Origin of the sequence: Paenibacillus sp. LBL, assembly GCF_029893715.1 — a bacterium.
Classification (GTDB): domain Bacteria; phylum Bacillota; class Bacilli; order Paenibacillales; family Paenibacillaceae; genus Paenibacillus_AQ; species Paenibacillus_AQ glucanolyticus.
The window spans coordinates 159,322-184,419 of sequence record NZ_JARXYU010000008.1 but is presented as its reverse complement, the minus strand read 5'-3'; the positions used below and the strand labels follow the sequence as shown (position 1 = coordinate 184,419).

Here is a 25,098-nt window from a genome sequence, read left to right as displayed (position 1 = left end):
ACGAGTAAAATATCGCCAAACATACAGATCATGCAACAGCTTTCTTTAAAAGACGCCTTGCTGCATACCCCTTTGTGTAATGTACGAACTTACAGCCATACCCGTGCTAAAACATATATCGGATCATTTGACTCCATGTAATATAGTCAATTAGGAATTCAGCAACGAATCGTCCAAGCACCACAGCCAGCAGTAAATGCAACAACTTACCCTGTGGTCCTTTGGGATGGCGGACAACCAAATCCAGCTTTACTTGCTGCAGTGCCCACCAAGCCAGTGCGATACAGATCAGTGAAATAACAATGGAGAGTAATCCATTGACACCGACTGCACTGATGGAATTAGATAAATCCTGGTTCATATTCCCTCCCCCTACATATATTTATCATGCCCTATTCAGGACCGACTCTTCTATAATACTTGGCTGGAGGCTAAGAATCCAGCACTTTCTAGCCACATTTCCTCGGAAATAATAAAGTCTTGTCCACATCTTCTATATTTGAGCGTTTACACACTATTATATGAAGCCAATATTTCCAACATTTTCTCTCCAAATTATTACAATTCCTTGCTCTAATCCCATAAAATCTTCCTTAGACTTCTATTTATACCACTCCAATATCAAAAAAATACCCGGACTCCAAAATATAGTCCAGGCATAATAAACCTATCTCACTCCTACTTCAACTCCCCTTACACTATTCCGTCGTTGCCACAACAATCGTTCCGTAAGCAGCTGACGAGCCGGTTAACAGTGCGGCCATCTGCAATAACTCGATGCTAAACACTCGTCGGTCATGGGCTTCTATTACATAGGTTAATGCAGGAGCTCCGACCCGGGTGATGACCAAAGATATAGGTTCGTCCGAAAAATTGCTAATCGTAACAGAAGCATCGACACCAGCTTGATGTTCATAGAAAGATTTTCCGACACTGGGAGCCAAGGAGAAGATTTGTTCCGGAAGCAGTATAGCCATAGGGATGACCTCCCTTCTCTCTTTAATACTACATCATATGTAACGAATCTATTAAAAGCGATAGTTAACAGCGTATGATAAACGCCTGTTTCATAGATTTGCCTCCCCATTCCCGGTTATTCTTCATTTCATTGGATGCTTCTCAGGAATAAAAAAACAGCCCGCTGCTATTATAGCATCGAGCTGCCTTATGATTAATTGGAGATCTTGATCCGGTTCATGGCTCTTTGCAGGGCCAATTCCGCGCGACGATGATCAACTTCGTCCTGTCTTCCCTTCGCATTCAGGCGAGTTTCCGCTCTTTCCTTCGCGGCTTCCGCACGCTCCAGATCGATTTCTCCCGCTCTCTCTGCGCTTTCCGCCAGGATGACAATCTTATCTTTACGGACTTCGACGAAACCGCCTTGTACCGCAAACGGGGTTCTCTCGTTGCCGATCTTCACATAAACTGGCGCTATCTGAAGCGGTGTAACGAAGGAAATATGACCAGGCAAGATGCCCAGTTCTCCCTCGACCCCACGCACCGTAACACTGTTCACCTGCTCGGAGTAGACCAGGCGGTCCGGCGTTACGATTTCCAACAAAATGGTGCTCACTTCCATCCCTCCTCACCGTTTTCCGCAGAAAACTCGCGCAGCAGACCTCACAGTCCCGTTCTGGGCACTGTCTCGGTCTGCTGATCACGGAGCGTCAGCTTACAATGTTTTTGCTTTTTCAACTGCCTCTTCAATCGTACCTACGAACAGGAAAGCCGCTTCCGGAAGGTGGTCGTGCTTGCCTTCCAGGATCTCTTTAAAGCTGCGTACGGTTTCTTTAACCGGTACGTATTTACCCGGAATGCCGTTGAACTGCTCGGCAACGTGGAAAGCTTGGGACAAGAAACGTTGAACACGACGAGCACGTCCAACAATTGCTTTATCTTCCTCACTCAACTCGTCCATACCAAGGATTGCGATGATATCTTGAAGCTCGTTGTAACGAGCAAGAATTTTCTTAACGCCTTGAGCAACATTGTAATGCTCTTCACCCACAATTTCAGGAGCCAAAATCCGGGAGCTTGATGCAAGTGGATCTACCGCAGGATAGATACCCATCTCGGAAATTTTACGCTCCAGGTTGGTCGTTGCATCCAAGTGAGCAAACGTTGTAGCCGGAGCTGGATCCGTATAGTCATCCGCCGGTACATAGATAGCCTGGATGGATGTTACAGAACCTTTTTTCGTAGAGGTAATCCGCTCTTGCAGACGTCCCATTTCGGATGCCAGCGTTGGCTGGTAACCTACCGCGGAAGGCATGCGGCCCAGAAGGGCAGATACTTCGGAACCCGCTTGAGTAAAGCGGAAGATGTTGTCGATAAAGAGAAGCACGTCTTTACCTTCTTGATCACGGAAATATTCCGCCATTGTCAAACCGGTCAACGCTACGCGAAGACGGGCACCCGGAGGCTCGTTCATTTGACCGAATACCATCGCGGTTTTATTAATAACGCCGGAATCGCTCATCTCGTGGTAAAGGTCATTACCCTCACGAGTACGCTCACCTACGCCTGCGAATACGGAGATACCGCCGTGCTCTTGTGCGATATTGTTGATCAATTCCTGGATCGCAACGGTTTTACCTACGCCCGCACCACCAAAGAGACCGATTTTTCCGCCTTTTTGGTATGGAGCAAGCAAGTCGATTACTTTGATACCCGTTTCAAGCATTTCTGCTTGCGTGGAAAGCTCATCGTATGGAGGAGCTTCACGGTGGATCGGGTTATTAATTTCGGATACAACGTCACCTGCATTATCGATCGGCTCACCCAATACATTAAATACGCGGCCAAGTGTAGCGGAACCTACAGGAACCGTGATCGGTCTACCCAAATCCACAGCTTCGATACCGCGAATGAGACCGTCAGTGGATGACATCGCGATACAACGAACCAGATTATCACCCAAATGATTGGATACTTCCAAAGTCAAATCAACCGAGCGGTCGCCTTCCAGCGTTGCTTCAATCTTGACAGCATTAAAAATCTCGGGAAGATGACCGCGTTCAAATTCAATGTCAACTACAGCACCTGTAATGCTGACAACGCGTCCTTTTTTCATTGATTCGTTTTCCCTCCTACCCGCTCACCTCTAGCGGTGAACGATGATCGTAAAAGCGGCTCATGACATTGCCGCATATCCGTTAAATACTAAGTTAAGAATTCCATCGTGCATTATTGCTGAGCGTTAGCTCCGCCCACAATCTCGGAAATTTCCTGCGTTATGGCAGCCTGACGAGCACGGTTGTATGTGAGGTTGAGCTCATTGATCATCTTGCTCGCATTCTTCGTTGCTGCTCCCATAGCCGTCATTTTCGCACCAAGCTCACTGGCCTTGGCATTCAGCATCGCACTGAAAATCAACGTTTCTGCATATTTCGGAAGAAGAACCTCAAGCACGCCCTCAGCAGACGGCTCATACTCATATTGCGTCACGTTCCCACCACCAATGTTCTCCATCGGCAGCAGCTTGGAAACCTCTTGGATCTGAGTCAAGGCATTCACGAATTGGTTATAACACACGTATAACTCATCAATCTGACCCAGCTCATATTGATGAACCGCCGCGTTAGCGATGGTCTTAATATCTGCATAGGTCGGACTGTCGGATAGATCGGTGAGCTCCTCAACAACCGGAAGTCCACGACGGCGGAAATAATCCCGCCCTTTGCGTCCGATTACAAACAGGCAATACTCGTCCTTGGACTGATGGCGTTCTGCGATAAAATTCGATACTTTACGCAAAATGTTGGAGTTTGATGCACCCGCAAGACCACGGTCCGAAGTGATAACCAGATAGCCGGTTTTCTTCACTTCACGCTTCTCCAGCATAGGATGGCTGATTCCATTGGTTCCAGCAGCGATGCTGCCGACCACCTCTTTCAGCTTCTCAGAATATGGAAGCGCAGAGGTTGCCTTCTCTTGAGCTCTTCTCAGCTTGGCAGCCGCAACCATTTCCATCGCCTTGGTGATCTGCCTGGTGTTCTGAACACTCTTGATCTGCCGCTTAATATCACGTAATCCTCTTGCCATGTTTTCACCACCTTAAACTTTGGCAAAGCCAAAGTTACTTCGTAAGCATAAGCCTAGCTTTGGCGAAGCCAAAGCTGACTTCGTAAGCAACACATAACTTCGGGTACAGCCAAAGTTACTCCGTACGCGTAGACCAAGCTTTGGCTAGGACCAAAGCCACACCTTTTGTAAAAATCACTTTGGTCACAGCCAAAGCTACATTCCATATGATGAAAGAGGATGCCGGGCATAACCCGGCTCCCCTCCTATTAACTTGCCTTAAGGAACTTAAACCGAAGTGGCAAAGCCCTTCTTAAATTGATCAATAGCTGCTTTCAATGCATTCTCGTTATCGGACGTCAGATCCTTCGTATCCGTAATAGATTGAAGAATTTCCGGCTTATTGCTACCAATAAACGCGAGGAATTCGCTCTCGAAACGACGCACGTCTGCAACCTCGATATCATCAATATATCCTTTAACAGCTGCGTACAAGCTAACCACCTGTTGTTCAACGGACAACGGCTGGTTTACACCCTGCTTCAGGATTTCCATCAATCTTGCACCACGATTCAAGCGAGCCAAGGTTGATTTATCCAAATCGGATCCAAACTGGGAGAAAGCCTGGAGCTCACGATATTGCGCAAGATCCAGCTTCATGCCGCCTGCAACCTTTTTCATCGCTTTGATCTGCGCGGAACCACCGACACGAGATACCGAAATACCGACGTTAATCGCTGGACGCTGACCGGAGTAGAACAACTCGGACTCCAGGAAGATCTGTCCATCCGTAATCGAGATTACGTTGGTTGGAATGTAAGCAGATACGTCAGAAGCCTGTGTTTCAATAAATGGCAGTGCGGTTAATGAACCACCGCCAAGCTCATCGCTGAGCTTCGCTGCACGTTCCAGCAAGCGGGAATGCAGGTAGAATACGTCACCCGGATAAGCTTCCCGGCCCGGAGGACGACGGAGGAGCAAGGACAACTCACGGTAAGCTGCCGCTTGTTTGGACAAGTCATCATAAATGATAAGTGCATGTTCGCCCTTGTACATGAAGTACTCACCCATTGCGCAGCCTGCGTATGGAGCGATGTACTGCAGTGGAGCCGGCTCAGAAGCCGAAGCCGTAACAACAATGGTGTACTCCAGCGCACCATGACGGCGAAGAGTTTCAACAACCTGTGCTACAGTGGATTGCTTTTGTCCGATAGCTACATAAATACATTTAACGCCGCTGCCTTTTTGATTCAGGATCGTATCGATCGCAACGGTGGTTTTACCTGTTTGGCGGTCACCGATAATCAGCTCGCGCTGTCCACGGCCGATAGGTACCATCGCGTCGATTGCTTTAATACCGGTTTGCATCGGTTCATGAACAGATTTACGGTCGATAACGCCTGGTGCGCTGCTCTCAACCGGACGGAATGCCGCTGCCTCGATTGGCCCTTTACCATCAAGCGGTTGACCCAATGGATTAACAACACGTCCAAGCAGAGCTTCACCAACAGGAACCTCCATGATCCGTCCTGTACGTTTTACCTGATCGCCCTCCTTGATTTCGGAGTAAGGTCCCAGGATAACGACACCGACATTGCTCTCTTCAAGGTTCAGCGCCAGACCGAACACGCCGTTCTGGAACTCCAGAAGTTCCCCGGACATCGCGTTCTCCAAGCCGTACACGCGAGCAATACCATCACTTACTTGAATAACCGTACCTACTTCAGAGACAGTGATATCGGATTTATATTCTTCAATTTGACTTTTGATTAAAGTACTAATTTCTTCAGGTCTGATACTCAACGTTTTCACCCCTATCTACTATGCTCGTCTATTAAAAGACTTTTCAAGACGTTCCAGCTTCCCGGCAAGAGTTCCGTCATACAGCTTGTCGCCAATGACTACTTTCAGGCCTCCGAGCAAGCTCTCGTCCACCACATTGGTAACCCGGATATTCTGATTCGCTAACTGTCCGAATTCCGAAGCCACCTGTTCTTTTTCCTGATCGCTAAGCGGGTAGGTAGAGAATACTGTGGCGTCCGCCATTCCTAAGCTCGCACCTTGTATCTTCACATAACTGTTCAGCAGTTCGGCGAACATTTCTGTACGCCCTCTGTCAAGAAGCAATTCAATCGTGTTCAATACAGGCTGCGATACTTTCCCTGCCAGCGCCTGGCTGATTACGTTCATCTTCACGGACTGGGGAATATTCGGTGTGGAGATGAATTTCTGAATGTCGGAATCGCCTTCAATGGCAGATACGACAGCCCGCAACTCCTCTTCCACTTCCAGACCCTTCTGCTGCTGAGCCGCCACTTCGAACAGCGCCCGCGCATATCGCTTGGCTGCTACTGTATTTTGGCTCATGGTCTGCCTCCTACCTCTTTAAGGTATTGATCCACCAGTTCTTCTTGGGCTTTGTCATTCTTTACTTCCCGCTCAATCAGCTTGGATGCAATCCTTACAGATACGCTTCCCAATTCGCTGCGAAGCTCGGCAACGGCTTTGTTCTTCTCGCTTTCGATGTCGCGCAGAGCATCAACTTTGATGCGATCCGCTTCCTCCTTGGCGAGCTCAACAATTTGCTCAGCTTGCTTGTTGCTGGTCTGTCTTGAACGCTCGATGATATCATGTGCCTCTTGTCGTGCCTGATTCAGCGCCTGTTTTTGCTCCTCAACATAGACATGTGCCTGTTCACGAGTCTTAGAAGCCTCGTCTATTTGATTAATAACCAATTCTCGACGCTGCTCCATGATTGCAAACAATTTGCCGAAAGCAAATTTATGAAGCAACACATACAGAACGCCAAATGCAAGAATTGAAATTACAATATTCTCCCAAAGTACAACCATTGAATGAAGTCACTCCTTTCCGTTAATGCGAAGTGCAGTTCTTAACAAAACGAAGGCGCGGATGGCATCGGCCCTCCCCGCCAAACCGTAGTATTCTTATTAAGAAAACATGATCAAGAAAGCAATAACGGTAGCAGCGAGTGGAACTACCTCGACGATACCAACACCGATAAACATCGTCGTTTGGAGCGGACCGCGAGCTTCCGGTTGACGAGCGATAGATTCTACTGTTCTACTTACGATCATACCGTTACCCAAACCTGCGCCAAGTGCACCCAAACCTACTGCAATAGCTGCTGCTAAAAATTCCATTGATAAATATCCTCCTTAAGATTGGTTCAATTTTTGGTTAATATAATATATCTCTTTCGAAATTGCCGAAATGTCGGCACGTTTCGGCCGAGTTTATTAATGCGCGTCTTCTTCGTGAATCGTTGTTTGTGCGATGTAAACCATAGTCAATATGGTAAAGATGAACGCCTGCAATGCACCAATAAAAATACTGAATCCTTGCCATACAGCCAGGAATGGAATACCGAAGTAACCCATTTTCAGGATTACCGTAATCAGTACCTCACCTGCAAAGATGTTGGCAAACAAACGAATCGCCAGTGCGACTGGCTTCGCCAAGTTCTCAATGATGTTCAGTGGTAAAAACACCGGGAACGGCTCAATATAGTGTTTTAGGTAATGCTTGCGGTTCAGCTTCAGACCGAGATAATTCATAAGGAAGAATACAACGATCGCCAAACCTGCTGTAACGGATATGTCCGCCGTCGGTGATTTCCACCAGAGAACATGAGCCATATGGCCATCATGAAGACCTCTCGTTGCTTCAATCGTTTGCCCGAACACTGTAAAGTCAGCAGGCAAATCTGTGATGATAGCAAACGGCAATCCGAGCACGTTAGCTACAAAGATGAATGTTATCAAAGTCAAACCTAATGAGATATAAGGCTTTCCTTTCTTCAAATCCATAGCACTTGCTACGATACCTTGCACAAATTCTACGACCCACTCCATGAAGTTTTGCAATTTGGAAGGGTTTTCTACAGATAGATTTCGAACGGCCAAGCGTGCCAGTACAAAGACGATAATCCCCGTGACAAGCAGCATAATGACGGCTGATAGGTCAAGTCGAAACCCACCTAAATCAATAATCGGTGAATCATGCATGAAATTGTTTTCACCCCTTTCCAATTAGCGCTAATCAATTCTTAGATTTCAAGCTAACAATAATGCTGACTGGAATGGTCAACAATTGGGGAATGAACAGACCGACGATGGTCGCTCCGAGCGACACTTGTTCAAGCTTGGCCGCCATCATTACAATCAAGAACGCGATGCAAAGTCTCGTGACATATCCAAAGCTGAACCGTCTGCTCTCTTGACTGACCGCCAAATCGGCAAGCTGCCTCACTTTAATGGAAAGGAAGCGTACGTTGAACAAGCCACCAACCATACCCAGTATCAGTCCTGATACCTCAGGTCGATAATCCGGATAAAATGCCCACCCCATAAATAGAACAGATAATAAGAGTATAGATACTCTGGTTACACCGTTCACAATGGATGTTGTCAAATCATTCACTTTGCGCCCCCAGAAATTTCTTAATGAGTAGAGCGATATTCAAAATCCCTAGAAAGAGCCCCGAAAGCGTACCAATGGCAAGCCACACTCTGGGCCCGTCCCACTGATTCATAAGCCAGCGCCCGGTAAAAAAACCGATGAGAATGTAAGCGGCAAGCAAACCGCCCGCCCCGCTAATGTATAGCGCTATCAACCAAGGGTTATCTTGACTTTTCGGATTTTTCATATGAACCTCTAATCCCAACTCATTTTACTGAATATTGCAAGAGTTTGTCAATGAATCGATTTTATTGAATTACCGTGTAGAAACGGCGTTTTGAGCAGTCTAAATTACCCAAAACGCCGCGGTAACCGTACAGTTCAACTGTATGCTGTACCCTTGCCAATCAGAATACACTAAACTATGCCTTTGTGAACATTCTGTGAAATTCTTCGGGACGGTCTTTTCGGATACCGAAATGGTGCAAAATCGCATTGACAATCCGCTGCGAAGCTTGTCCATCGCCATACGGATTAGCGGCTTTGCTCATCTTCTCATACAGTTCCTGATCCGTCAGAAGAACCTTGATCCGATCGTACACATTCTCTTCTTGGGTACCCACCAGCTCCAAAGTTCCCGCTTCAATGCCTTCCGGGCGTTCCGTTGTATCCCGAAGCACCAGCGTCGGCACGCCGAATGACGGAGCTTCCTCCTGCATGCCGCCGGAATCCGTAATGATGAGATGCGTATGAGTATACATATTGTTCATGTCCACGACATCCAGCGGGTCAATCAGCTTAATCCGCGGATGATTCCCCAAAATACGGTGAGCCGGTTCCTTCACGGCAGGGCTCGGATGCACAGGATAGACGATAGCGATATCCTCGAATTCGTCGGCTATGCGCTTGACTGCCTCAAAAATCTGGCGATGCGGCTCCCCTTGGGATTCGCGGCGATGCGCCGTCATCAGGATCAAGCGCTTGCCCTTCGCCCAGTCCAGAACCGGATGGGTATAACCTTCGCGCACCGTGTATTGGAACACGTCCGTAGCCGTATTACCCGTAACATAAATGCGGGATTCCGGTTTGTTCTCCTTGCGGAGATTCTCGGCGGACCAGTTCGTCGGCGCAAAGTGAAGATCAGCAAGCACGCCGGTCAACTGACGGTTCATCTCCTCCGGATAAGGATTCAGCTTGTTCCAGGTTCGCAAACCTGCCTCTACGTGGCCTACCTGTATCTGCTGCAGGAAAGCGGCATAGCTAGCCAGGAACGTTGTCAGCGTGTCACCATGCACCAGCACGATATCCGGCTTGGCCTCACGCAGGACAGGCTCTAGCCCCTCCAGAACGCGAACTGTGATTTCGTTCAACGTCTGGCGGTCCTTCATCACATCCAAATCATAATCCGGGACAATCTTGAACACATCGAGCACCTGATCGAGCATTTGACGGTGCTGTGCAGTTACACAAACCACCGATTCTATATGCTCAGGGTGACGCTGAAGCTCCAGAATAAGCGGCGCCATCTTGATCGCTTCGGGGCGGACCCCAAAAATAGTCATCACTTTCACTTTTGACATGATTGAAAATACCCCTCTTTTTCATGCTTGTTATTCTCATTATTCAAGTTGCACAAATGGCTCAGGCTTGTCTCCTATTTCGTTCCGTACAAGCGATCCCCTGCATCGCCAAGGCCCGGTACGATATAACCATGGTCATTCAGCCCTTCGTCAAGAGCAGCGACGTAGATGTCCACGTCCGGATGAGCATCATGGACGGCCTTCACGCCTTCCGGTGCAGCCACAAGATTCATCATCTTGATCTGCGTGCAGCCGCGCTTCTTCAGCACGTCGATCGCAGCGATCGCAGAGCCGCCAGTCGCCAGCATCGGATCAATCACGATTAATTCGCGCTCCGTAACGTCTGTTGGAAGCTTCGTGTAATATTCGACAGGCTGGAGCGTTTCCGGGTCACGGAACAATCCGACATGGCCTACCTTTGCTGCGGGGAGCAGTTTTACAACCCCGTCCAGCATACCCAGGCCAGCACGCAGAATCGGCACCAGACCGAGCATTCTGCCGGAAATGACTTTCCCCTGCGTTTCCGCTACCGGCGTCTGCACGGATATCGACTCAAGAGGAACCTCCCGTGTAATCTCATAAGCCATCAAAGTCGCGACTTCGTCTACTAATTCGCGAAAATCTTTGGTGTTAGTCCGCATATCGCGGATAAATGTAAGTTTGTGTTGAATCAACGGGTGATCACAAATCACCAATTTTCCCATGTCAGGTCCCTCCGGTTTGAATGCAAATGTTATTTCAATATGGGCATAAATCGTTGTGAGCTCCATAAATCCTGTCTATTATATCATTCCCTCTAGTCAATTGACACCTGCACCGGTTATGTTTATTTCCCGCTTGTTTCGACCTTGTGACGGGACCGCCACCGGCTAGACCTAGGTTTTCCATTTTCGCCTATATTGATGCTATCCGCAGTCGCCTGACTGGAAAAATATGAGCAAAGCAATCTGGCCAGAATGTTTATAGCTCTGAAAAGGACCCCACCTGCATCAGGCGGGGTCCTCTTATCATAAGCCTCTGGAACGGACTAAACTGTGATTAATATTTCATTTCGGCATAGAGAGGGTATTGATCTGTAAGCTCAGCCACCATACGGCCTGCTTGTTCAAGGGTCGCCTCGTCTTTAGGCTGCTTCAATGTCATGGCAATAACCTTCGCGATGGTAACCATCGCCTTCTCATCCATGCCGCGGGAAGTTACCGCAGGCGTACCGATGCGAATACCGCTCGTTACAAACGGACTCGTCGGATCGAACGGGATGGCGTTCTTGTTCACGGTGATGCCGATGGAATCCAGCACCTTCTCCGCGTCCTTGCCTGTGATATCCAGATTGCGGGTATCAATCAGCATCAGATGGTTATCGGTTCCGCCGGAAACGATGTTCAGCCCTTCCTCGATCAGGGTATCGGCCAGAACTTTTGCGTTCTTCACCACATGCTCCGCATAGGTCTTGAAGGACGGATCCAATGCTTCACCAAGGGCCACAGCCTTGGAAGCAATGACATGCATCAGCGGTCCGCCCTGGGAACCCGGGAATACCGCTTTATCGATCGCTTGTGCCCAAGCTTTTTTGCACAGAATCATACCGCCGCGAGGCCCGCGAAGCGTCTTATGCGTTGTGGTGGTAACAAAATGAGCATGTGGAACCGGACTCGGATGAAGACCCGCCGCAACAAGACCTGCAATATGAGCCATATCGACCATGAATAACGCACCAACGTCGTTCGCGATGGCCGCAAGTTTTTCAAAATCAATGATACGTGGGTAGGCACTTGCTCCAGCCACGATCATGCGAGGACGATGCTTGAAGGCCGCTTTGCGAACTTCATCGTAATCGATCAGGAACGTATCTTCTTGCACGCCGTAAGCAACGAAGTTGTACAGAAGGCCCGAAGCGTTAACAGGACTTCCGTGAGTCAAATGGCCGCCATGAGCGAGGTTCATGCCAAGAACGGTATCTCCAGGCTTGAGCGCAGCCAAATACACCGCCATGTTCGCTTGTGCACCGGAATGCGGCTGCACGTTCACATGCTCGGCACCGAACAATTCCTTGGCACGGTCACGGGCGATATCCTCCACGATATCCACACGCTCACAACCACCGTAGTAGCGTTTGCCAGGGTAGCCTTCCGCATATTTATTCGTCAGCACGGTCCCCATTGCTTCCATAACCGCTTCGCTGACAATATTCTCCGAGGCGATCAGCTCAATATTGCTGCGTTGACGCTTCAGTTCCAAATCCATTGCTTCCAGTACAGCCGGGTCATTCTTCCGCAAATGTTCCATCATGTTCATATCCTCCCATAATCCATCGTTATTTTGGTTGCCAAATTAAAACTACAGATATAACAAATAACAAAAAAGCGAGCTTTCATTCGAATCAATCGCACTGCGCCCCATCATCCTTCTGCTCGAACCGGTACACCGCACGCTCCCCGCCAATCAGCTTCGGCCGGGTATAGGCAGCCGTAACGCGAGCCTCACCAACATAACGCACGCTTGGCCGGAAAGGTACCGCCACTCGCCGCAAATGCATGCCGATCAGCGTCTCGCCAATATCGACTCCTGCATGAGCTTCAATGGATTCCGCAAGGCAAGGCTCCTTCATGCTGCGATAGGCCGCCGAAGCCATAGATCCGCCTGCTCCCGGTATGGGAACAGCCGCCACTTCCGTCAAGCGCAGCCGCTCAAGCAGATCGCGCTCCATGACAAGTGCACGGTTCAAATGCTCACAGCATTGATAAGCCACAGCAAAACCGAACTCCGCTTGAACTTCGGCGATGCCTTGGAGAAGCTGCTGCGCAGTCTCAAGCGCGCCGCCTGTACCGATCCGGCGGCCGACCACTTCGCTGGTGCTGGCCCCGATGACCAGAACTTTACCCGGGCCCAAAACAGCCGCTTCGGCCAGTTCGCGGACAATGCCCGCTGTCTGTTCATTCAAGGAAATCTTGGAGATGTCCGTCATGTCACAGTCCTCCCGATGTTTTTTTCACAGAAGCACTTCATTCCCTCATCACGATAAGCCGCGATGAATAACATACTGATCGACACGAACTATCGCAATCCGTTCTTCAGGTAACGCTCCTCGATGGCTTTGATCTTGTTCACTCGGCCGACATGGCGTTCGCCTTGGCTGAAATCCGTTGTCAGCCATGCGCTTACGATCTCTGCTGCAAGTCCGGGACCGACTACGCGTTCACCCAGTGCAATCACATTGCTGTCATTATGTTCGCGCGTCGCTTTTGCCGAGAACACATCATGGGTCAGCGCGCAGCGGATACCGGGCACCTTGTTGGCCGCGATACTCATGCCAATCCCTGTACCGCAGATCAGAATGCCGCGATCCGCTTCACCCGAGACCACCTTCTCGCACACCGGAAGCGCATAATCGGGATAATCCACAGAATCGGAGCAGCCGCAGCCAAGATCCTCCACCTCATGTCCCAGACCCCGAATGACCTCCACGATCTCCTCTTTCAGACGAATGCCGGCATGATCCGTACCCAATGCGATTTTCATCTATGAAAAACCCCCTCGTATGTTCGCTTTTGCGTTTTAGCTTGTTCCATTATAACTCAAATTCCGCGCAAAAGACGAAAAAAGAGCAGTCGGCGCACGTGTTGTGCTCCAAATGCTCTTTGCCCAGGCGACCGGCCGTATATTCCGATGCTCCATCGTGGTTTCATCCACTTCGTCGCCAGTTACACCGGATCCTTTGTTTTTCACCTTCATCTTAAATCAATACGGGGTGAAAGGCAAGCGGCTTTTTAGCCCAATTATACGCTCGCTTCTAAACACAAAGGGGTCGCCCTATTTATGCCGCTCGGACTCCAGCTTGTCCAGCAATCGGAATAACGCCGTCCGAATTTCGGCCGCTGTCGCTTCGTATTCTTCCCGCGAACCGCCGAACGGATCGGAAATATCAAAGCTCGGAATGCGCTGACGCAGCTCAATCAGGCGTTCCCGATCGCTGTCACTTACATCCCTTCCGAGAGATCGGGCCAGCTCCAGCGTTGCATATAGGCTATCCTGCTCCTGCAGATCTTCGAGCACCCTGCGGTCATCCTCAACGAATTCCTTCAGCGTGTGCATCTTGTCTGCCGCATGCGGAAACTGACGAATGGCATACTGCTTATGCGACTGGGTCAACGTAAGAATCAGATCTGCCCACTCTACCAGTTGCGCCGTCAGAGGTTTGGACACCAAGCGGTCCTGGATATCCTGATCCCGAAGTATCGATTCCGCGTGATGGGACACCGGCATTCCATCCACGGCCGATACACCTGCCGAACGAATCTCCAGCGGAGTTCCCCGCTGCTTGGACAGCTTGCGCAGCATCCCTTCAGCCATTGGACTGCGGCAAGTATTTCCCGTGCAAACAAACAGTATATTTTTCACAGTCCCGTTCCTCCTGTTAGTAGGTTCTTTGGGGATATTGTATCAAATATTGCGTTAAATGATAAACATGATGCCGAAGATGACCAAAATGAGTCCTCCGAGCATCTCGCCATACTCCCCCAGCTTATCGCTTACCTGGCGACCCAGCAGCAAGCCGAGAATCGACATCAAGCCGCCCACGATACCGAAAGAGACCACAATCAACCAAACATCATCCACGAACATGCCAAGCGAAACCCCCACCGAGAACGAATCGATGCTGACGCTGAGGGAAAACAGCAGCATGGCCAAAAAGGCGGTTGGATGAATTCGCTGGCCTTCTCCGCCACGCAAGGCATTATAAATCATATGTCCACCCAGCAGGAGCAGCAGCCCACCGGCTGCAAGCCCTGTAACGTGGCCCAATAATATTCCCACATAATGGCCGGCAAATAAACCCAGCAGGGGCATTAGCATATGAAACAGCGCAATCATGAAACTAATGCCCAGCATATAGCCAAGGCGCATGCCGCTTCTCATCCCGACTCCGATTCCAAGCGAAAATGCGTCTAGCCCGAGTGCAACCGCCATCAGCAGAATCGCCGCAAGCTGTCCCGATTGGACAGACGCCTCCAACATGCTCATTCCCCCAAGTCCCATGGTCTTGTACACCATATGCGGACAAGGGTTAAATGATTCCAAAACCGTTTATTCGACTGGGGAATCCCGGCAAAGCCTCCCCTTTCTCTTGCAGATTACGAGAAAGGATTGAGAGAATCACTCACAAACTGGTGCCAGGACTTGGAGTTCAATCTACATTGATGATGTGGTGTCCCGCGGCCTTCAGCAGCCGGTTCATGACGGCTGCGCCAACGCCCCGATCCGGGCACGCTTCGGCCAGGATGAAGGTCGCGCCTTCGTCATCGAAGTGACGAAGGCCGGCGTACAGCCGGCGGGCCGCTTCCTCCGGCGCGGCCAGGCTGCCGAGCGAGACGGCAACGTCCGCGCGGTAGTGGCCGATGTGCTCGTCGAACGACAGCACACCGGTCACTTCTCCGCGCCGGGCGGCCGCCTCAAGCTCGGCCGCAATGCGTGCCGACACGGCGTCGGCACGCGGGCCCTGCACCACGCACATCGCACCCTTCGGTGCGTAGTGCGTGTACTTCATGCCCGGCGAGCGCGGCGCCGGGCCTTCCGCCTCCCCGGCGGCGCGCTGCAGCGCCGGGTCGAGGCGCACGCTTGCCGCTACGGCGGCAAGCTGCTCGGCCGTGACGCCGCCGGGGCGGAGCACCGTCACGGCGCCATCCTCGCCGACCTGCACAACGGTCGACTCGACGCCCACCCCGGCAGGGCCGCCGTCAAGCACGCCGTCAATGTAACCGGCGAGATCTGCCAGCACATGGCTGGCCAGCGTCGGGCTCGGCCGGCCCGAGCGGTTGGCGCTCGGTGCAGCAAGCGGACGCCCTGCAGCGCTGATCAGGGCAAGCGCAACGCTGTGATCAGGCATCCGCACAGCAACGGTATCCAGACCAGCGGTTACACGCGGTGACACAGCGTCCCGCTTCACGGGTAGTACCAGCGACAAAGGTCCGGGCCAAAAGGAGTCCATCAGCGCCCTTTCCGTTTCGTTCACATGCTGGACCAAACCCTCAAGCTGCGCAAGCTCCGAAATATGGACAATCAACGGATTGTCCGCCGGACGCCCCTTCGCGGCAAAGATGCGCTCCACCGCTTCGGTATTGCCCGCATCGGCACCGAGGCCATACACCGTTTCGGTCGGAAACGCCACCGTGCCGCCCTGGGCCAACACCAACCCGGCTTCCTGAAGCTCCGGCTCCGCCGCCATTTTCAAGCTCTCCTGGAAGAGCGAGGTTGGTACATGCCAAACCTTGGTTGTTGTCTCTGAATTATGGATGCCGCCATTCCGCTGTCCTTGTTGCAATACGTCATTTCCGTTCTGTTCCATACCTACCCCAAGCTTTCTGTATATAAAATATATAAACATCAAATTCCGTTTTGCGCTTACTTCAAAAATAAAAAGTGCTTTGGTTCTTCAGTCCCGTGCCAGTTCCAATCGAAACCAGTCGCGCCAAAGAGAAAGCACTCTTCTATACTAAAGTTTATCATACACCGTCAGGATTGAACATCAATCCGCTCCTAATCCTTAAAACAGGCTCGCCACCCAATTCCAAATCCCCAGAAACATATCCCACAGAAAGAACCGAACTTCAGGTTTACTATCGCCTGCATTCTTCGGAGTTTCCTCCTGAGGCGTTTCGCCAGCGTCGGCAGAAGCCGTTTGGACACCCGTGTCAACGGATTGTGCCGCAGCATCCCCGCTGCCGCCATCAATGAAGCAGAGCGGCGGGAACAAAACACACCACCAGTTTTGGCCTTGGCCTTCGCCTAAAGTGATCCGCAGCGCATCATAGTCGCCGGCCGGATAGACCGTTCCCCCGTACAGCTTGGTTGGGAACGGCACTACGCCAAGCTCCACTTGATAACTGTAGGTAATGCCTCTTTTTCTCAATTCTTCCCCTACCAGCTGACGGATTTCCGGAAGATGCTGACGGGTTTCTTCTTTGGCATCTTCAAGGCTCTGCGGATTCTCCAGCTGAAGAACCCAGAGCTGCATTTGCTCAACGACCGCGTCACGAATCTCTCGTTTCACGAGCTGATCGGACGGGTTATCTGAATTCGCGAGAATGCGAAGTCGAATCGATTCCTGGGGGATTGGACCGCCAACAACGGATGCATCAATCTGCTGTCCTTCCCACGTCATGATAACCATAAACATACAGGATAAGAGCACAACCATTTTCTTCACAATAATACGGAGGGTCTCACTATAATTCTTCATCTATGCCAGCCGCCTCTCTCAAACGAATAATCTATGATGCTATCAGTATGTCCGGCTGAGAGAGTTATAAACGTGGACTCTAGCAATTTGTTGCAATAATCATAGATTCGCACAAATCAGGTTGCAAAAAAATAAAGATGCCCTCCCCAGGAACAGGGAACAGCATCTTTCGTTTTAGAGGGATATGGGTGTTCAGTGGGATTTCAAGTTAATGGACATGGCCTATCTCAGATTAACTTGCGATACGCCATGATCATGTGACTCCTCATCCGAACAGGCTATGCCTGCTTAGGCGAAGCCGGACGGTAAGCGTGGGGATCGGGCATATCTTCCTCCACTTCCTGCCCATGCAGTTTCACACTCATGGCTACCCCCAGACTGGCCATGCTGATGACGAGCGAGGTCCCCCCATAACTGATGAAAGGAAGTGTAATCCCGGTCAGTGGCATTAAACCGATGAACATCCCGATATTCTCGAAAATTTGGTACAAGAACATGGCAACGATCCCTATGATAAGAAACGGCCCGGCACGTTCTCGGGATTCAAGCGAAATCAGGATCAGCCGGTGGATCAATATGAAATACAACAGCAGCAGCACCGATGAGCCAATAAAACCGAATTCCTCGGCAATCTGTACAAAAATCGAATCCGAATACGCATACGGCACTCTGCCGGATTGGATCGACGACCCCTGCATATACCCCTCACCGCTCATGCCGCCTGAGGCAATAGCCAGCTTCGCGTTATTGGTATGATAACTTGCCTTTGCAGTTGCCTTCTCCGGGTATAGCCATGGATCGATCCGCTCCACCCAGTGGGGCTTAAGTATTTTTGATTCAAGCAGTTCATCATGATAATGAATGTAGGCCTGCGCTCCGCCGAAGGCTAATCCCGCCACAAGTGCAAGACCGATTAGCGCATGGGAGAACTTCACATTCCCGATCCAGAGCAAACCCAGCAGGATGATCACATAACTTAGCGCATTCCCCAGGTCATTCTGAGCCATGACAAGCACAAAAGGTATGAACGCCAAGAGCCCAATCGGGATAATATCCTTCCAGAAGGACAGCAGCGGTTTGTTTTTGCGCACCAATACATAGGACAGGAAAATAATAAGGACCAGCTTGAACAATTCGGCAGGCTGAATGCTTAATCCCCCAATATAAATCCAGCCCTGGGCACCGTTGATATCCTTTCCGATGAACATAACGAGGACCAGTACGGCCAAACCGCCCAAGTAAATATATTTGGCATATTTAATCAACAACCGGTAATCCAGCAGGCTTATGCCGAAAAAGGCAATGAAGCCGACAATGTAAAAAGCAATCATGCGGATATGAGAGCCTTCAAATTTGGTGTCAACGGTCGTGCTGTATATCGACGTAATGCTGATACCCATCATCAAAACCAGTACAAAAACAATAACGTAATCCATCTTCTTGAATTTCTGAAGCATGCTTATGATCCCCCTGTGCCCGGAGTCGTCAAACCCCGGTTTGCCTATACAGGCATATAACGATTCTTCGAACAGAAAGTTTGCCTTGTTTCCTTGTTTGCTTTGGCTTGTTGTCGATACATGATCATAATAAGCCCCTAATGAATTATTCTAAAAGATTTTCCTCCTTAACACAATTCAAGGACGTCCATCCTGCAATCGCTGGGCAGAAAACACAAAAGAGATGCTGCTTTCGATAGCATCCCTTGGATTCCCCGCTATGATCTTGTAGAAACACAAGCATCCCGAATCAAGCCTGTTGGGATGGTGCGGCAACGTACGTTGGAGAATTAGGATTAGGCAAATCCTCCTCCACTTCCTGTCCATGCAGCTTCACACTCATCGCCACCCCGAGACACGCCATGTTAATAATAAGCGATGTTCCGCCATAACTGATAAAAGGCAGCGTGATCCCTGTCAATGGCATTAACCCAATAAACATGCCGATATTCTCAAAGATTTGATACAGCAGCATGGCAACGATACCGATGATAAGAAACGGCCCGGCTTTCCCCCGGCTTTCCAGTGAGATCAGGATCATCCTGTGAATGAGTATGAAATATAAAAGCAGCAGAACGGAGGAGCCGATAAAGCCGTATTCCTCAGCAATCTGCACAAAAATCGAATCCGAATACGTGTACGGTACGCGTGACGTTTGCACGGAGCTCCCCTGTAAGTACCCTTCACCACTCATACCGCCTGAAGCAATGGCCAGCTTCGCGTTGTTGGTATGGTAACTCGCTTTCGGAGTTGCTTTTTCCGGGATCAGCCACGGGTCAATCCGTTCCATCCAATGTCCGCGGCTCTCCATAATCTTCGATGCTTTAATCTCATCATGATAGTGGATATAGGCCTGTGCTCCGCCGAAGGCAACACCGGCTACAATCAGCAGCCCGATAAGCGCGTGCGTGAGCTTCACATTCCCGATCCATAACAGCCCAAGCAGGATGACGATATAACTTAGTCCATTGCCCAAATCATTCTGAACCATGACAATGGCAAACGGGATGAACGTCAACAATCCGATCGGAATGATATCCCGCCAAAAAGAAAGCTTCGCTTTATTCTTCCGAAGAAGAACATACGTTATAAATATGATGAGCACAAGCTTGAACAGCTCTGCAGGCTGAATATCCACGATACCGAGATCGATCCAACCCGTAGCATTGTTTTTGGTTTGACCGATGAAGGAAGGCAGCAGCAGCATGACCAATCCGCCGATGTATATGTGTATTGCGTATTTGGTCCAGATTCGGTAATCAATCAAGCTCAACCCGAAAAAAACTGCAAATCCGAGGATATAAATGACGGCCATCTTGATGTAGTGTCGCTCGTAGCCGGTCGTGTCAAAGGTGGCACTATATATCGATGTGATGCTGACAACCATCAGCATCAACAGCACAAAAACAATGACAAAATCAATCTTTTTGAGTTTCTGGAGCATGCTCTGGTCCCCCTGTGCCTGGAGCTGTACACACTGAGCTGTTATCAGTCCGTATCTACGATCTGAACGGAATAAAGATTACTCCGCCAAGTCCACTAACTATTCTAAAAGAAATCCACCCCGAATACAATTAACGGCAAATTCCCAGAACATGCCTGTCAATCCCGGCCAAATCCGGTACTGTGACGATTTCCTGCCAATGCCCTGTCTGGCGCAGCAGCTCGGCCACATCCCCGGCCTGGCCCATGCCCAGCTCAAAAGCGATCAGCCGCGGCGGCGCTGACAGCAGAGGCAGCTGTGCCATCATGATCCGGTACGGGTTCAATCCGTCGCGACCGCCGTCCAGAGCCGTGCGCGGCTCGTAATCGCGCACTTCCGGCTGCAGGCCCTCGATGTCCTCCGCCGGTATATAGGGCGGATTGGAGACGAGAATGTCCGGCGCAAGGCCGGCAAACGGCTCCAGCAGGTCCCCCTGCCGGAACTCCACATTCGCATGGAGCTGCTTCGCATTACGCGTGGCAACTTCGAGCGCTTCAGGCGAAATATCACTCGCCAGGAGTTCCCAGGAAGGGGCCTGCAGTGCCAGCGTAACAGCAATAACCCCGCTGCCGGTGCCAATGTCCATTGCCTTCAGCCTTCCTTCTGAACGCGGGGCAAGCTCCTGCCCATACTTCAGCACCGCCTCCACAAGCAGCTCGGTTTCCGGACGCGGAATGAGGACAGCCGGCGTAACTTCAAACGGCCGACCGTAAAATTCCTGCTCGCCGATAATATACTGCGCGGGAACGCCTTCCGCCTTGCGACGGATCGCTTCTTCCAAAGCGTGGCGGCATTCCGCCGGGAAAGGCTCCGGCAGGGCCATGTAATATGAGGATCCCGACAATCCCAGCACATGCTCCAGCAGCAGCTGCGCATTCCGCTGGGGCTCCATTACCCGCATGGCATCTAAAAAAGAAGAAGCCTCCACAAAGGCTTCTCTTATGCTGCGCTGCGGCGTCAATTCAAATATCGTCCGCTTCAAAGCGTTATACTCCTTTTTCCATCAGTTCAGCTTGCTCTGCAATCGTCAGTGCTGAAACGATCTCTTCAATCTCCCCGTTCATCACCTGATCCAGCTTGTGAACGGTAAGTCCGATCCGATGGTCCGTTACGCGGCTCTGCGGGAAATTGTACGTCCGAATCCGCTCGCTGCGGTCGCCCGTACCTACCTTGCTCTTCCGCTCCCCGGCATATTTCGCTTCTTCCTCTTGGCGCATCATATCAAAGATACGGGCACGAAGCACCTGCAGCGCCTTATCCTTATTGGAGTTCTGCGATTTGCCGTCCTGGCAAGTAGCCACGATGCCCGTCGGTATATGCGTCACACGCACCGCCGACTTGGTTGTGTTAACGGACTGGCCGCCTGCACCGCTGGAGCAGAACGTATCCACGCGGATATCCTTATCGTGGATTTCAATATCCACTTCTTCCGCCTCCGGCATAACGGCAACGGTTGAGGTGGAAGTATGAATACGGCCGCCGGATTCCGTTGTCGGAATGCGCTGGACACGGTGCGCGCCGCTCTCGAATTTCATTTTGCTGTAGGCACCGCGGCCGTTGATCATGAAGATGACTTCCTTGAATCCACCCAGATCATTCGTGTTAACGTCCATCAGCTCGACCTTCCAGCCTTGGGTATCCGCATAGCGGGTATACATCCGGTACAGGTCGGAAGCAAACAGGGCCGCCTCGTCTCCGCCAGCCGCTCCGCGAATTTCGATGATTACGTTCTTATCATCATTCGGGTCCTTCGGCAGCAGCAAAATACGGATTTTCTCCGCCAGCTCTCGCTCGCGCGTGGAAAGTTCCTCGATCTCCATTTTCACCATTTCGCGCATTTCGTCGTCCATCTTCTCGCCCTGCATGGTTTTGGCAGCTTCGAGTTCTTCAATTACATTTTTATATTCAACATAAGCCTCATATGCAGGCTGCAAATCGGATTGTTCTTTGGAATAATCCCTGAGCTTCTTGGAGTCATTAGCGACATCAGGATCGCACAACAGTTCACTTAATTTCTCGTAACGGTCCGCAAGGGATTGTAATCGGTCCAACAAAGGAATTCACCTCTCTAAGATATATTCCTGAAGATATGCCATTTCGCACTCCATATCCAAACAAAAATGAAGTGCAAACGACTTTTTATTTTACCATGAAACAACACATTTGACTAGCAGGCTGTTGACCTGGATAAACCATTCTTTCCTTACAGGGCTCCACCACTAGAAAAAAACCACAGTCCCATGCACAAAGTGACATGGAGCCATGGCCTTTGAAACCTCTCGTTTCTAAACGTTGAAACGGAAATGCATCACATCGCCGTCGCTGACAACATACTCCTTGCCTTCCAGACGGAGCTGTCCGCGTTCTTTCGCTCCGTTCATCGATCCAGCCGCAACCAAATCATCGTATGCGACTACTTCAGCACGGATGAAGCCCCGTTCGAAGTCCGTATGGATAACAGCTGCCGCTTGCGGTGCCTTCGTTCCTTTGCGAATCGTCCACGCACGCACTTCCTGCACGCCAGCTGTAAAGTACGTGTACAGTCCAAGAAGGCTGTACGCTGCCTTGATCAGACGGTTCAGGCCGGATTCTTCAAGTCCCAGCTCCTCAAGGAACATCGCTTTATCCTCGCCTTCGAGCTCGGCAATTTCGGCTTCCACCTTCGCGCTGATCGGAACCACAATCGCATTCTCTGCCGCCGCGAAATCACGAACCTGCTGCACAAACGGATTGCTGTCCGCTTCCGCTACTCCGTCCTCGCTCAGGTTAGCCGCATACAGAACCGGCTTCAATGTCAGAAGGTGCAGGTCGCGAACAATCAGCTTCTCATCATCGCTGAGTTCCACACTGCGTGCAGGCTGGTCGTTGTAAAGAGCTTCCTTCAGGCGCTCCAGCAGCTCAACTTCCTGGGCATACTGCTTGTTGCCGCCCTTCATATTCTTCTTGGCACGGTCAATCCGCTTCTCCACGCTGTCGAGATCAGCCAGGATCAGCTCCAGATTAATGGTCTGGATATCGCTCACCGGGTTCACTTTGCCATCGACGTGGGTAATGTTCTCATCTTCAAAGCAGCGAACCACGTGAACGATGGCATCCACTTCACGAATGTGGGCAAGAAACTTGTTCCCAAGCCCTTCGCCTTTGCTTGCACCGCGAACCAGACCCGCGATATCCACAAATTCAAAAGCCGTCGGAACCGTCTTGTTCGGTTGAACGAGCTCCGTCAGTTTATCGAGGCGCTCATCCGGCACTTCCACGACACCGACGTTCGGGTCAATTGTACAGAACGGGTAGTTAGCCGATTCGGCGCCCGCCTGTGTAATCGCATTAAACAATGTAGATTTGCCGACGTTTGGCAAACCGACGATCCCTGCCTTTAAAGCCATTTATGTGACAACTCCTTATTATAAGTTACTCTTATTAGTAAGTATTCAAAGCTTGGGTTCATATCACCTAAGCTGCCAATCCCAGCTAAACAATCTTATTAATTATAGCAGATACCCCATAGACTTCAATACGAATATACTGCCATCACTCCGTCCCGATTCCGGCAGTCAAGCCGGTCAATTCAGGCACGAATCAGACGCGCGGTGGACCTCAGAGCTTCGATGTTCCCTGCGCCAATTCCAAACATGGCTGTCTGCAGCTCCAATTCCACCTGCGCCAGCCGCTGGTCCAGCGCCTCTACAGAGTCAACGGCGGAGCCCAGCAATCCGCGTCCGAAGCCAGCCAGGTCAGCGCCCAGCGCTATCGCTTTCGCCGCATCAACGCCGTTTTGCAGCCCGCCACTGCCGATCAGGGTACAGGCAGGAGCAGCTTCCCGCACCTCCACAATGCATTCTGCGGTGGGATTGCCCCATCCGGCAAAAGCTTCCGCAGCGCCGCGGCGTACCGGGTCCTTGCTACGGAATTTCTCCACCTGGCTCCAGGAGGTGCCGCCCGCACCAGCCACATCGATGAACGCTGCCCCGATATCCAGCAGTCTTCGCGCGGTTTCTCCATCAATTCCCCAGCCGACCTCTTTAATGCCCACCGGCACTTCCAGCGTTCGGCACAGATCCTCAATTCGGCCAAGCAAACGGCCAAACCGGGTATTCCCCTCCGGCTGAAATACCTCCTGGAGTCCATTCAGATGAAGAACGAGCATATCGGCACCCGCGATATCCACCGCCCGCTGGCAATCGTCAAGACCAAAGCCATAGTTCAGCTGTACAGCCCCCAGGTTTGCGATAACCGGCACACTCGGTGCACACTCTCTCACGCGGAACGTAGGAGCAAGCTCCTCCTTCTCCACAGCAGCCCGGACAGAGCCCACCCCAAGCGCCCAGCCGCGGCGCTCCGCAGCTTCGGCCAGCCTCATATTGATCTCTCCGGTCGCCTTGCTTCCTCCCGTCATGGAGCTGATCAGCAATGGCGTTCGTACCGGAATATCCAGAAACGTGGTGTCCAGTTTAATATCTTCAAAGTCGATCTCCGGCAGCGCGGAGTGACGGAAGCGGTAACGTTCAAAGCCTGATGTTAAACCGACGGAACCTACCTCCTCATCAAGGCATAGGCGCACATGCTCTATTTTTCGTTCACCGGTTGGTACTTCCGGCAGCAGCCGGCCCTCGTATCTCCCGGTTCCACTGCCAGTAATGGTTTCAGCGGGCATGCCCGCAGTATCTTTATGTTCTGAATTCATTCCGTGCCTCCTTGTTCAAGTAATTCATCCTTAAATTAACCATCTTATTAACGTGCACAGGGTGCCGGATATGGCCGGTTGTATGATATGAAGAACAACAAGCAAAAATATAAGCCAGATGTCCGTTTTCTGCCGCATGGAATGAAACAAAAAACCGTATATTATCATTCTAC

The 25,098-nt window shown here is 50.8% G+C and carries 27 protein-coding genes and 1 riboswitch; all 27 genes read right to left on the bottom strand.

The annotated features are described in order from the left end of the window. Nucleotides 1–106: 106 nt before the first annotated feature. The 27 genes from M2277_RS18610 to fni all read right to left on the bottom strand — a co-directional run bounded on the left by M2277_RS18610 (nucleotide 107) and on the right by fni (nucleotide 24,895). The gene (locus tag M2277_RS18610; protein WP_006213089.1) at nucleotides 107–361 is read right to left on the bottom strand and encodes a DUF1146 family protein; all 255 of its coding nucleotides are present in this window, start codon (nucleotides 359–361) and stop codon (nucleotides 107–109) included. Nucleotides 362–698: 337 nt separating this feature from the next. Continuing rightward, on the bottom strand, nucleotides 699–977 hold the full coding sequence (locus M2277_RS18605) for a hypothetical protein (RefSeq protein WP_006213090.1): 279 nt from the start codon (nucleotides 975–977) through the stop codon (nucleotides 699–701). Nucleotides 978–1,171: 194 nt separating this feature from the next. Then, entirely contained in the window at nucleotides 1,172–1,573 is a 402-nt protein-coding gene (locus M2277_RS18600) for a F0F1 ATP synthase subunit epsilon (RefSeq protein WP_036639978.1), read from the bottom strand. A 99-nt stretch (nucleotides 1,574–1,672) separates the two neighbouring features. After that, nucleotides 1,673–3,073, bottom strand: a complete 1,401-nt coding sequence (gene atpD, locus M2277_RS18595; RefSeq protein WP_280755322.1) for a F0F1 ATP synthase subunit beta — start codon at nucleotides 3,071–3,073, stop codon at nucleotides 1,673–1,675. Nucleotides 3,074–3,186: 113 nt separating this feature from the next. Then, the gene (atpG, locus tag M2277_RS18590) at nucleotides 3,187–4,044 is read right to left on the bottom strand and encodes an ATP synthase F1 subunit gamma (RefSeq protein WP_063478005.1); all 858 of its coding nucleotides are present in this window, start codon (nucleotides 4,042–4,044) and stop codon (nucleotides 3,187–3,189) included. 267 nt (nucleotides 4,045–4,311) lie between these two features. Then, nucleotides 4,312–5,826 carry a F0F1 ATP synthase subunit alpha gene (gene atpA / locus M2277_RS18585; protein WP_006213095.1) on the bottom strand — a complete coding sequence of 505 codons (1,515 nt, stop codon included), beginning with the start codon at nucleotides 5,824–5,826 and terminating at the stop codon, nucleotides 4,312–4,314. Between the two features lie 18 nt (nucleotides 5,827–5,844). Further along, the gene (locus M2277_RS18580) at nucleotides 5,845–6,390 is read right to left on the bottom strand and encodes a F0F1 ATP synthase subunit delta (protein WP_063478006.1); all 546 of its coding nucleotides are present in this window, start codon (nucleotides 6,388–6,390) and stop codon (nucleotides 5,845–5,847) included. Continuing rightward, the gene (atpF, locus tag M2277_RS18575) at nucleotides 6,387–6,875 is read right to left on the bottom strand and encodes a F0F1 ATP synthase subunit B (RefSeq protein WP_006213097.1); all 489 of its coding nucleotides are present in this window, start codon (nucleotides 6,873–6,875) and stop codon (nucleotides 6,387–6,389) included. Before atpF ends, M2277_RS18580 begins: the two co-directional genes overlap by 4 nt. A gap of 99 nt (nucleotides 6,876–6,974) precedes the next feature. Next, nucleotides 6,975–7,187: a F0F1 ATP synthase subunit C gene (gene atpE, locus M2277_RS18570; protein ID WP_006213098.1), complete on the bottom strand. Its 213-nt coding sequence runs from the start codon at nucleotides 7,185–7,187 to the stop codon at nucleotides 6,975–6,977. Between the two features lie 96 nt (nucleotides 7,188–7,283). Next, nucleotides 7,284–8,051: a F0F1 ATP synthase subunit A gene (atpB, locus tag M2277_RS18565; RefSeq protein ID WP_063478007.1), complete on the bottom strand. Its 768-nt coding sequence runs from the start codon at nucleotides 8,049–8,051 to the stop codon at nucleotides 7,284–7,286. Nucleotides 8,052–8,085: 34 nt separating this feature from the next. After that, nucleotides 8,086–8,466 (bottom strand): ATP synthase subunit I, encoded by a 381-nt coding sequence (locus M2277_RS18560; protein WP_006213100.1) that lies wholly within the window; start codon nucleotides 8,464–8,466, stop codon nucleotides 8,086–8,088. Further along, the gene (locus tag M2277_RS18555) at nucleotides 8,459–8,692 is read right to left on the bottom strand and encodes an AtpZ/AtpI family protein (RefSeq protein ID WP_006213101.1); all 234 of its coding nucleotides are present in this window, start codon (nucleotides 8,690–8,692) and stop codon (nucleotides 8,459–8,461) included. Before M2277_RS18555 ends, M2277_RS18560 begins: the two co-directional genes overlap by 8 nt. 175 nt (nucleotides 8,693–8,867) lie before the next feature. Then, the gene (gene wecB / locus M2277_RS18550) at nucleotides 8,868–10,025 is read right to left on the bottom strand and encodes a non-hydrolyzing UDP-N-acetylglucosamine 2-epimerase (RefSeq protein WP_280755321.1); all 1,158 of its coding nucleotides are present in this window, start codon (nucleotides 10,023–10,025) and stop codon (nucleotides 8,868–8,870) included. Nucleotides 10,026–10,099: 74 nt separating this feature from the next. Then, the gene (gene upp / locus M2277_RS18545) at nucleotides 10,100–10,729 is read right to left on the bottom strand and encodes a uracil phosphoribosyltransferase (RefSeq protein ID WP_006213103.1); all 630 of its coding nucleotides are present in this window, start codon (nucleotides 10,727–10,729) and stop codon (nucleotides 10,100–10,102) included. 334 nt (nucleotides 10,730–11,063) lie between these two features. Then, nucleotides 11,064–12,314, bottom strand: coding sequence for a serine hydroxymethyltransferase (locus M2277_RS18540; RefSeq protein WP_006213104.1), 1,251 nt, complete (start codon nucleotides 12,312–12,314; stop codon nucleotides 11,064–11,066). A gap of 91 nt (nucleotides 12,315–12,405) precedes the next feature. After that, nucleotides 12,406–12,990: a TIGR01440 family protein gene (locus tag M2277_RS18535; RefSeq protein ID WP_006213105.1), complete on the bottom strand. Its 585-nt coding sequence runs from the start codon at nucleotides 12,988–12,990 to the stop codon at nucleotides 12,406–12,408. 89 nt (nucleotides 12,991–13,079) lie between these two features. Continuing rightward, on the bottom strand, nucleotides 13,080–13,544 hold the full coding sequence (gene rpiB / locus M2277_RS18530) for a ribose 5-phosphate isomerase B (protein ID WP_006213106.1): 465 nt from the start codon (nucleotides 13,542–13,544) through the stop codon (nucleotides 13,080–13,082). 114 nt (nucleotides 13,545–13,658) lie between these two features. Further along, nucleotides 13,659–13,740: riboswitch (ZMP/ZTP riboswitch) on the bottom strand. Nucleotides 13,741–13,835: 95 nt separating this feature from the next. Next, the gene (locus tag M2277_RS18525; protein WP_063478010.1) at nucleotides 13,836–14,423 is read right to left on the bottom strand and encodes a low molecular weight protein arginine phosphatase; all 588 of its coding nucleotides are present in this window, start codon (nucleotides 14,421–14,423) and stop codon (nucleotides 13,836–13,838) included. Nucleotides 14,424–14,477: 54 nt separating this feature from the next. Then, complete coding sequence (locus M2277_RS18520; protein ID WP_036640001.1) at nucleotides 14,478–15,041, bottom strand: manganese efflux pump MntP; 564 nt, start codon at nucleotides 15,039–15,041, stop codon at nucleotides 14,478–14,480. A gap of 169 nt (nucleotides 15,042–15,210) precedes the next feature. Further along, nucleotides 15,211–16,368 (bottom strand): L-threonylcarbamoyladenylate synthase, encoded by a 1,158-nt coding sequence (locus M2277_RS18515; protein WP_006213110.1) that lies wholly within the window; start codon nucleotides 16,366–16,368, stop codon nucleotides 15,211–15,213. A gap of 198 nt (nucleotides 16,369–16,566) precedes the next feature. Next, nucleotides 16,567–17,262, bottom strand: a complete 696-nt coding sequence (spoIIR, locus tag M2277_RS18510) for a stage II sporulation protein R (protein ID WP_280755320.1) — start codon at nucleotides 17,260–17,262, stop codon at nucleotides 16,567–16,569. A 278-nt stretch (nucleotides 17,263–17,540) separates the two neighbouring features. Then, nucleotides 17,541–18,719, bottom strand: a complete 1,179-nt coding sequence (locus tag M2277_RS18505) for an FtsW/RodA/SpoVE family cell cycle protein (RefSeq protein ID WP_006213112.1) — start codon at nucleotides 18,717–18,719, stop codon at nucleotides 17,541–17,543. Nucleotides 18,720–19,008: 289 nt separating this feature from the next. Beyond that, nucleotides 19,009–20,202, bottom strand: a complete 1,194-nt coding sequence (locus M2277_RS18500; RefSeq protein ID WP_148248659.1) for an FtsW/RodA/SpoVE family cell cycle protein — start codon at nucleotides 20,200–20,202, stop codon at nucleotides 19,009–19,011. Nucleotides 20,203–20,332: 130 nt separating this feature from the next. Further along, the gene (gene prmC / locus M2277_RS18495) at nucleotides 20,333–21,223 is read right to left on the bottom strand and encodes a peptide chain release factor N(5)-glutamine methyltransferase (protein WP_063478014.1); all 891 of its coding nucleotides are present in this window, start codon (nucleotides 21,221–21,223) and stop codon (nucleotides 20,333–20,335) included. A 4-nt stretch (nucleotides 21,224–21,227) separates the two neighbouring features. Continuing rightward, nucleotides 21,228–22,295 carry a peptide chain release factor 1 gene (gene prfA / locus M2277_RS18490; RefSeq protein WP_006213115.1) on the bottom strand — a complete coding sequence of 356 codons (1,068 nt, stop codon included), beginning with the start codon at nucleotides 22,293–22,295 and terminating at the stop codon, nucleotides 21,228–21,230. Between the two features lie 231 nt (nucleotides 22,296–22,526). After that, nucleotides 22,527–23,627: a redox-regulated ATPase YchF gene (ychF, locus tag M2277_RS18485; RefSeq protein WP_036640012.1), complete on the bottom strand. Its 1,101-nt coding sequence runs from the start codon at nucleotides 23,625–23,627 to the stop codon at nucleotides 22,527–22,529. 182 nt (nucleotides 23,628–23,809) lie between these two features. Beyond that, complete coding sequence (gene fni / locus M2277_RS18480) at nucleotides 23,810–24,895, bottom strand: type 2 isopentenyl-diphosphate Delta-isomerase (protein ID WP_481857776.1); 1,086 nt, start codon at nucleotides 24,893–24,895, stop codon at nucleotides 23,810–23,812. Nucleotides 24,896–25,098: the final 203 nt, after the last annotated feature.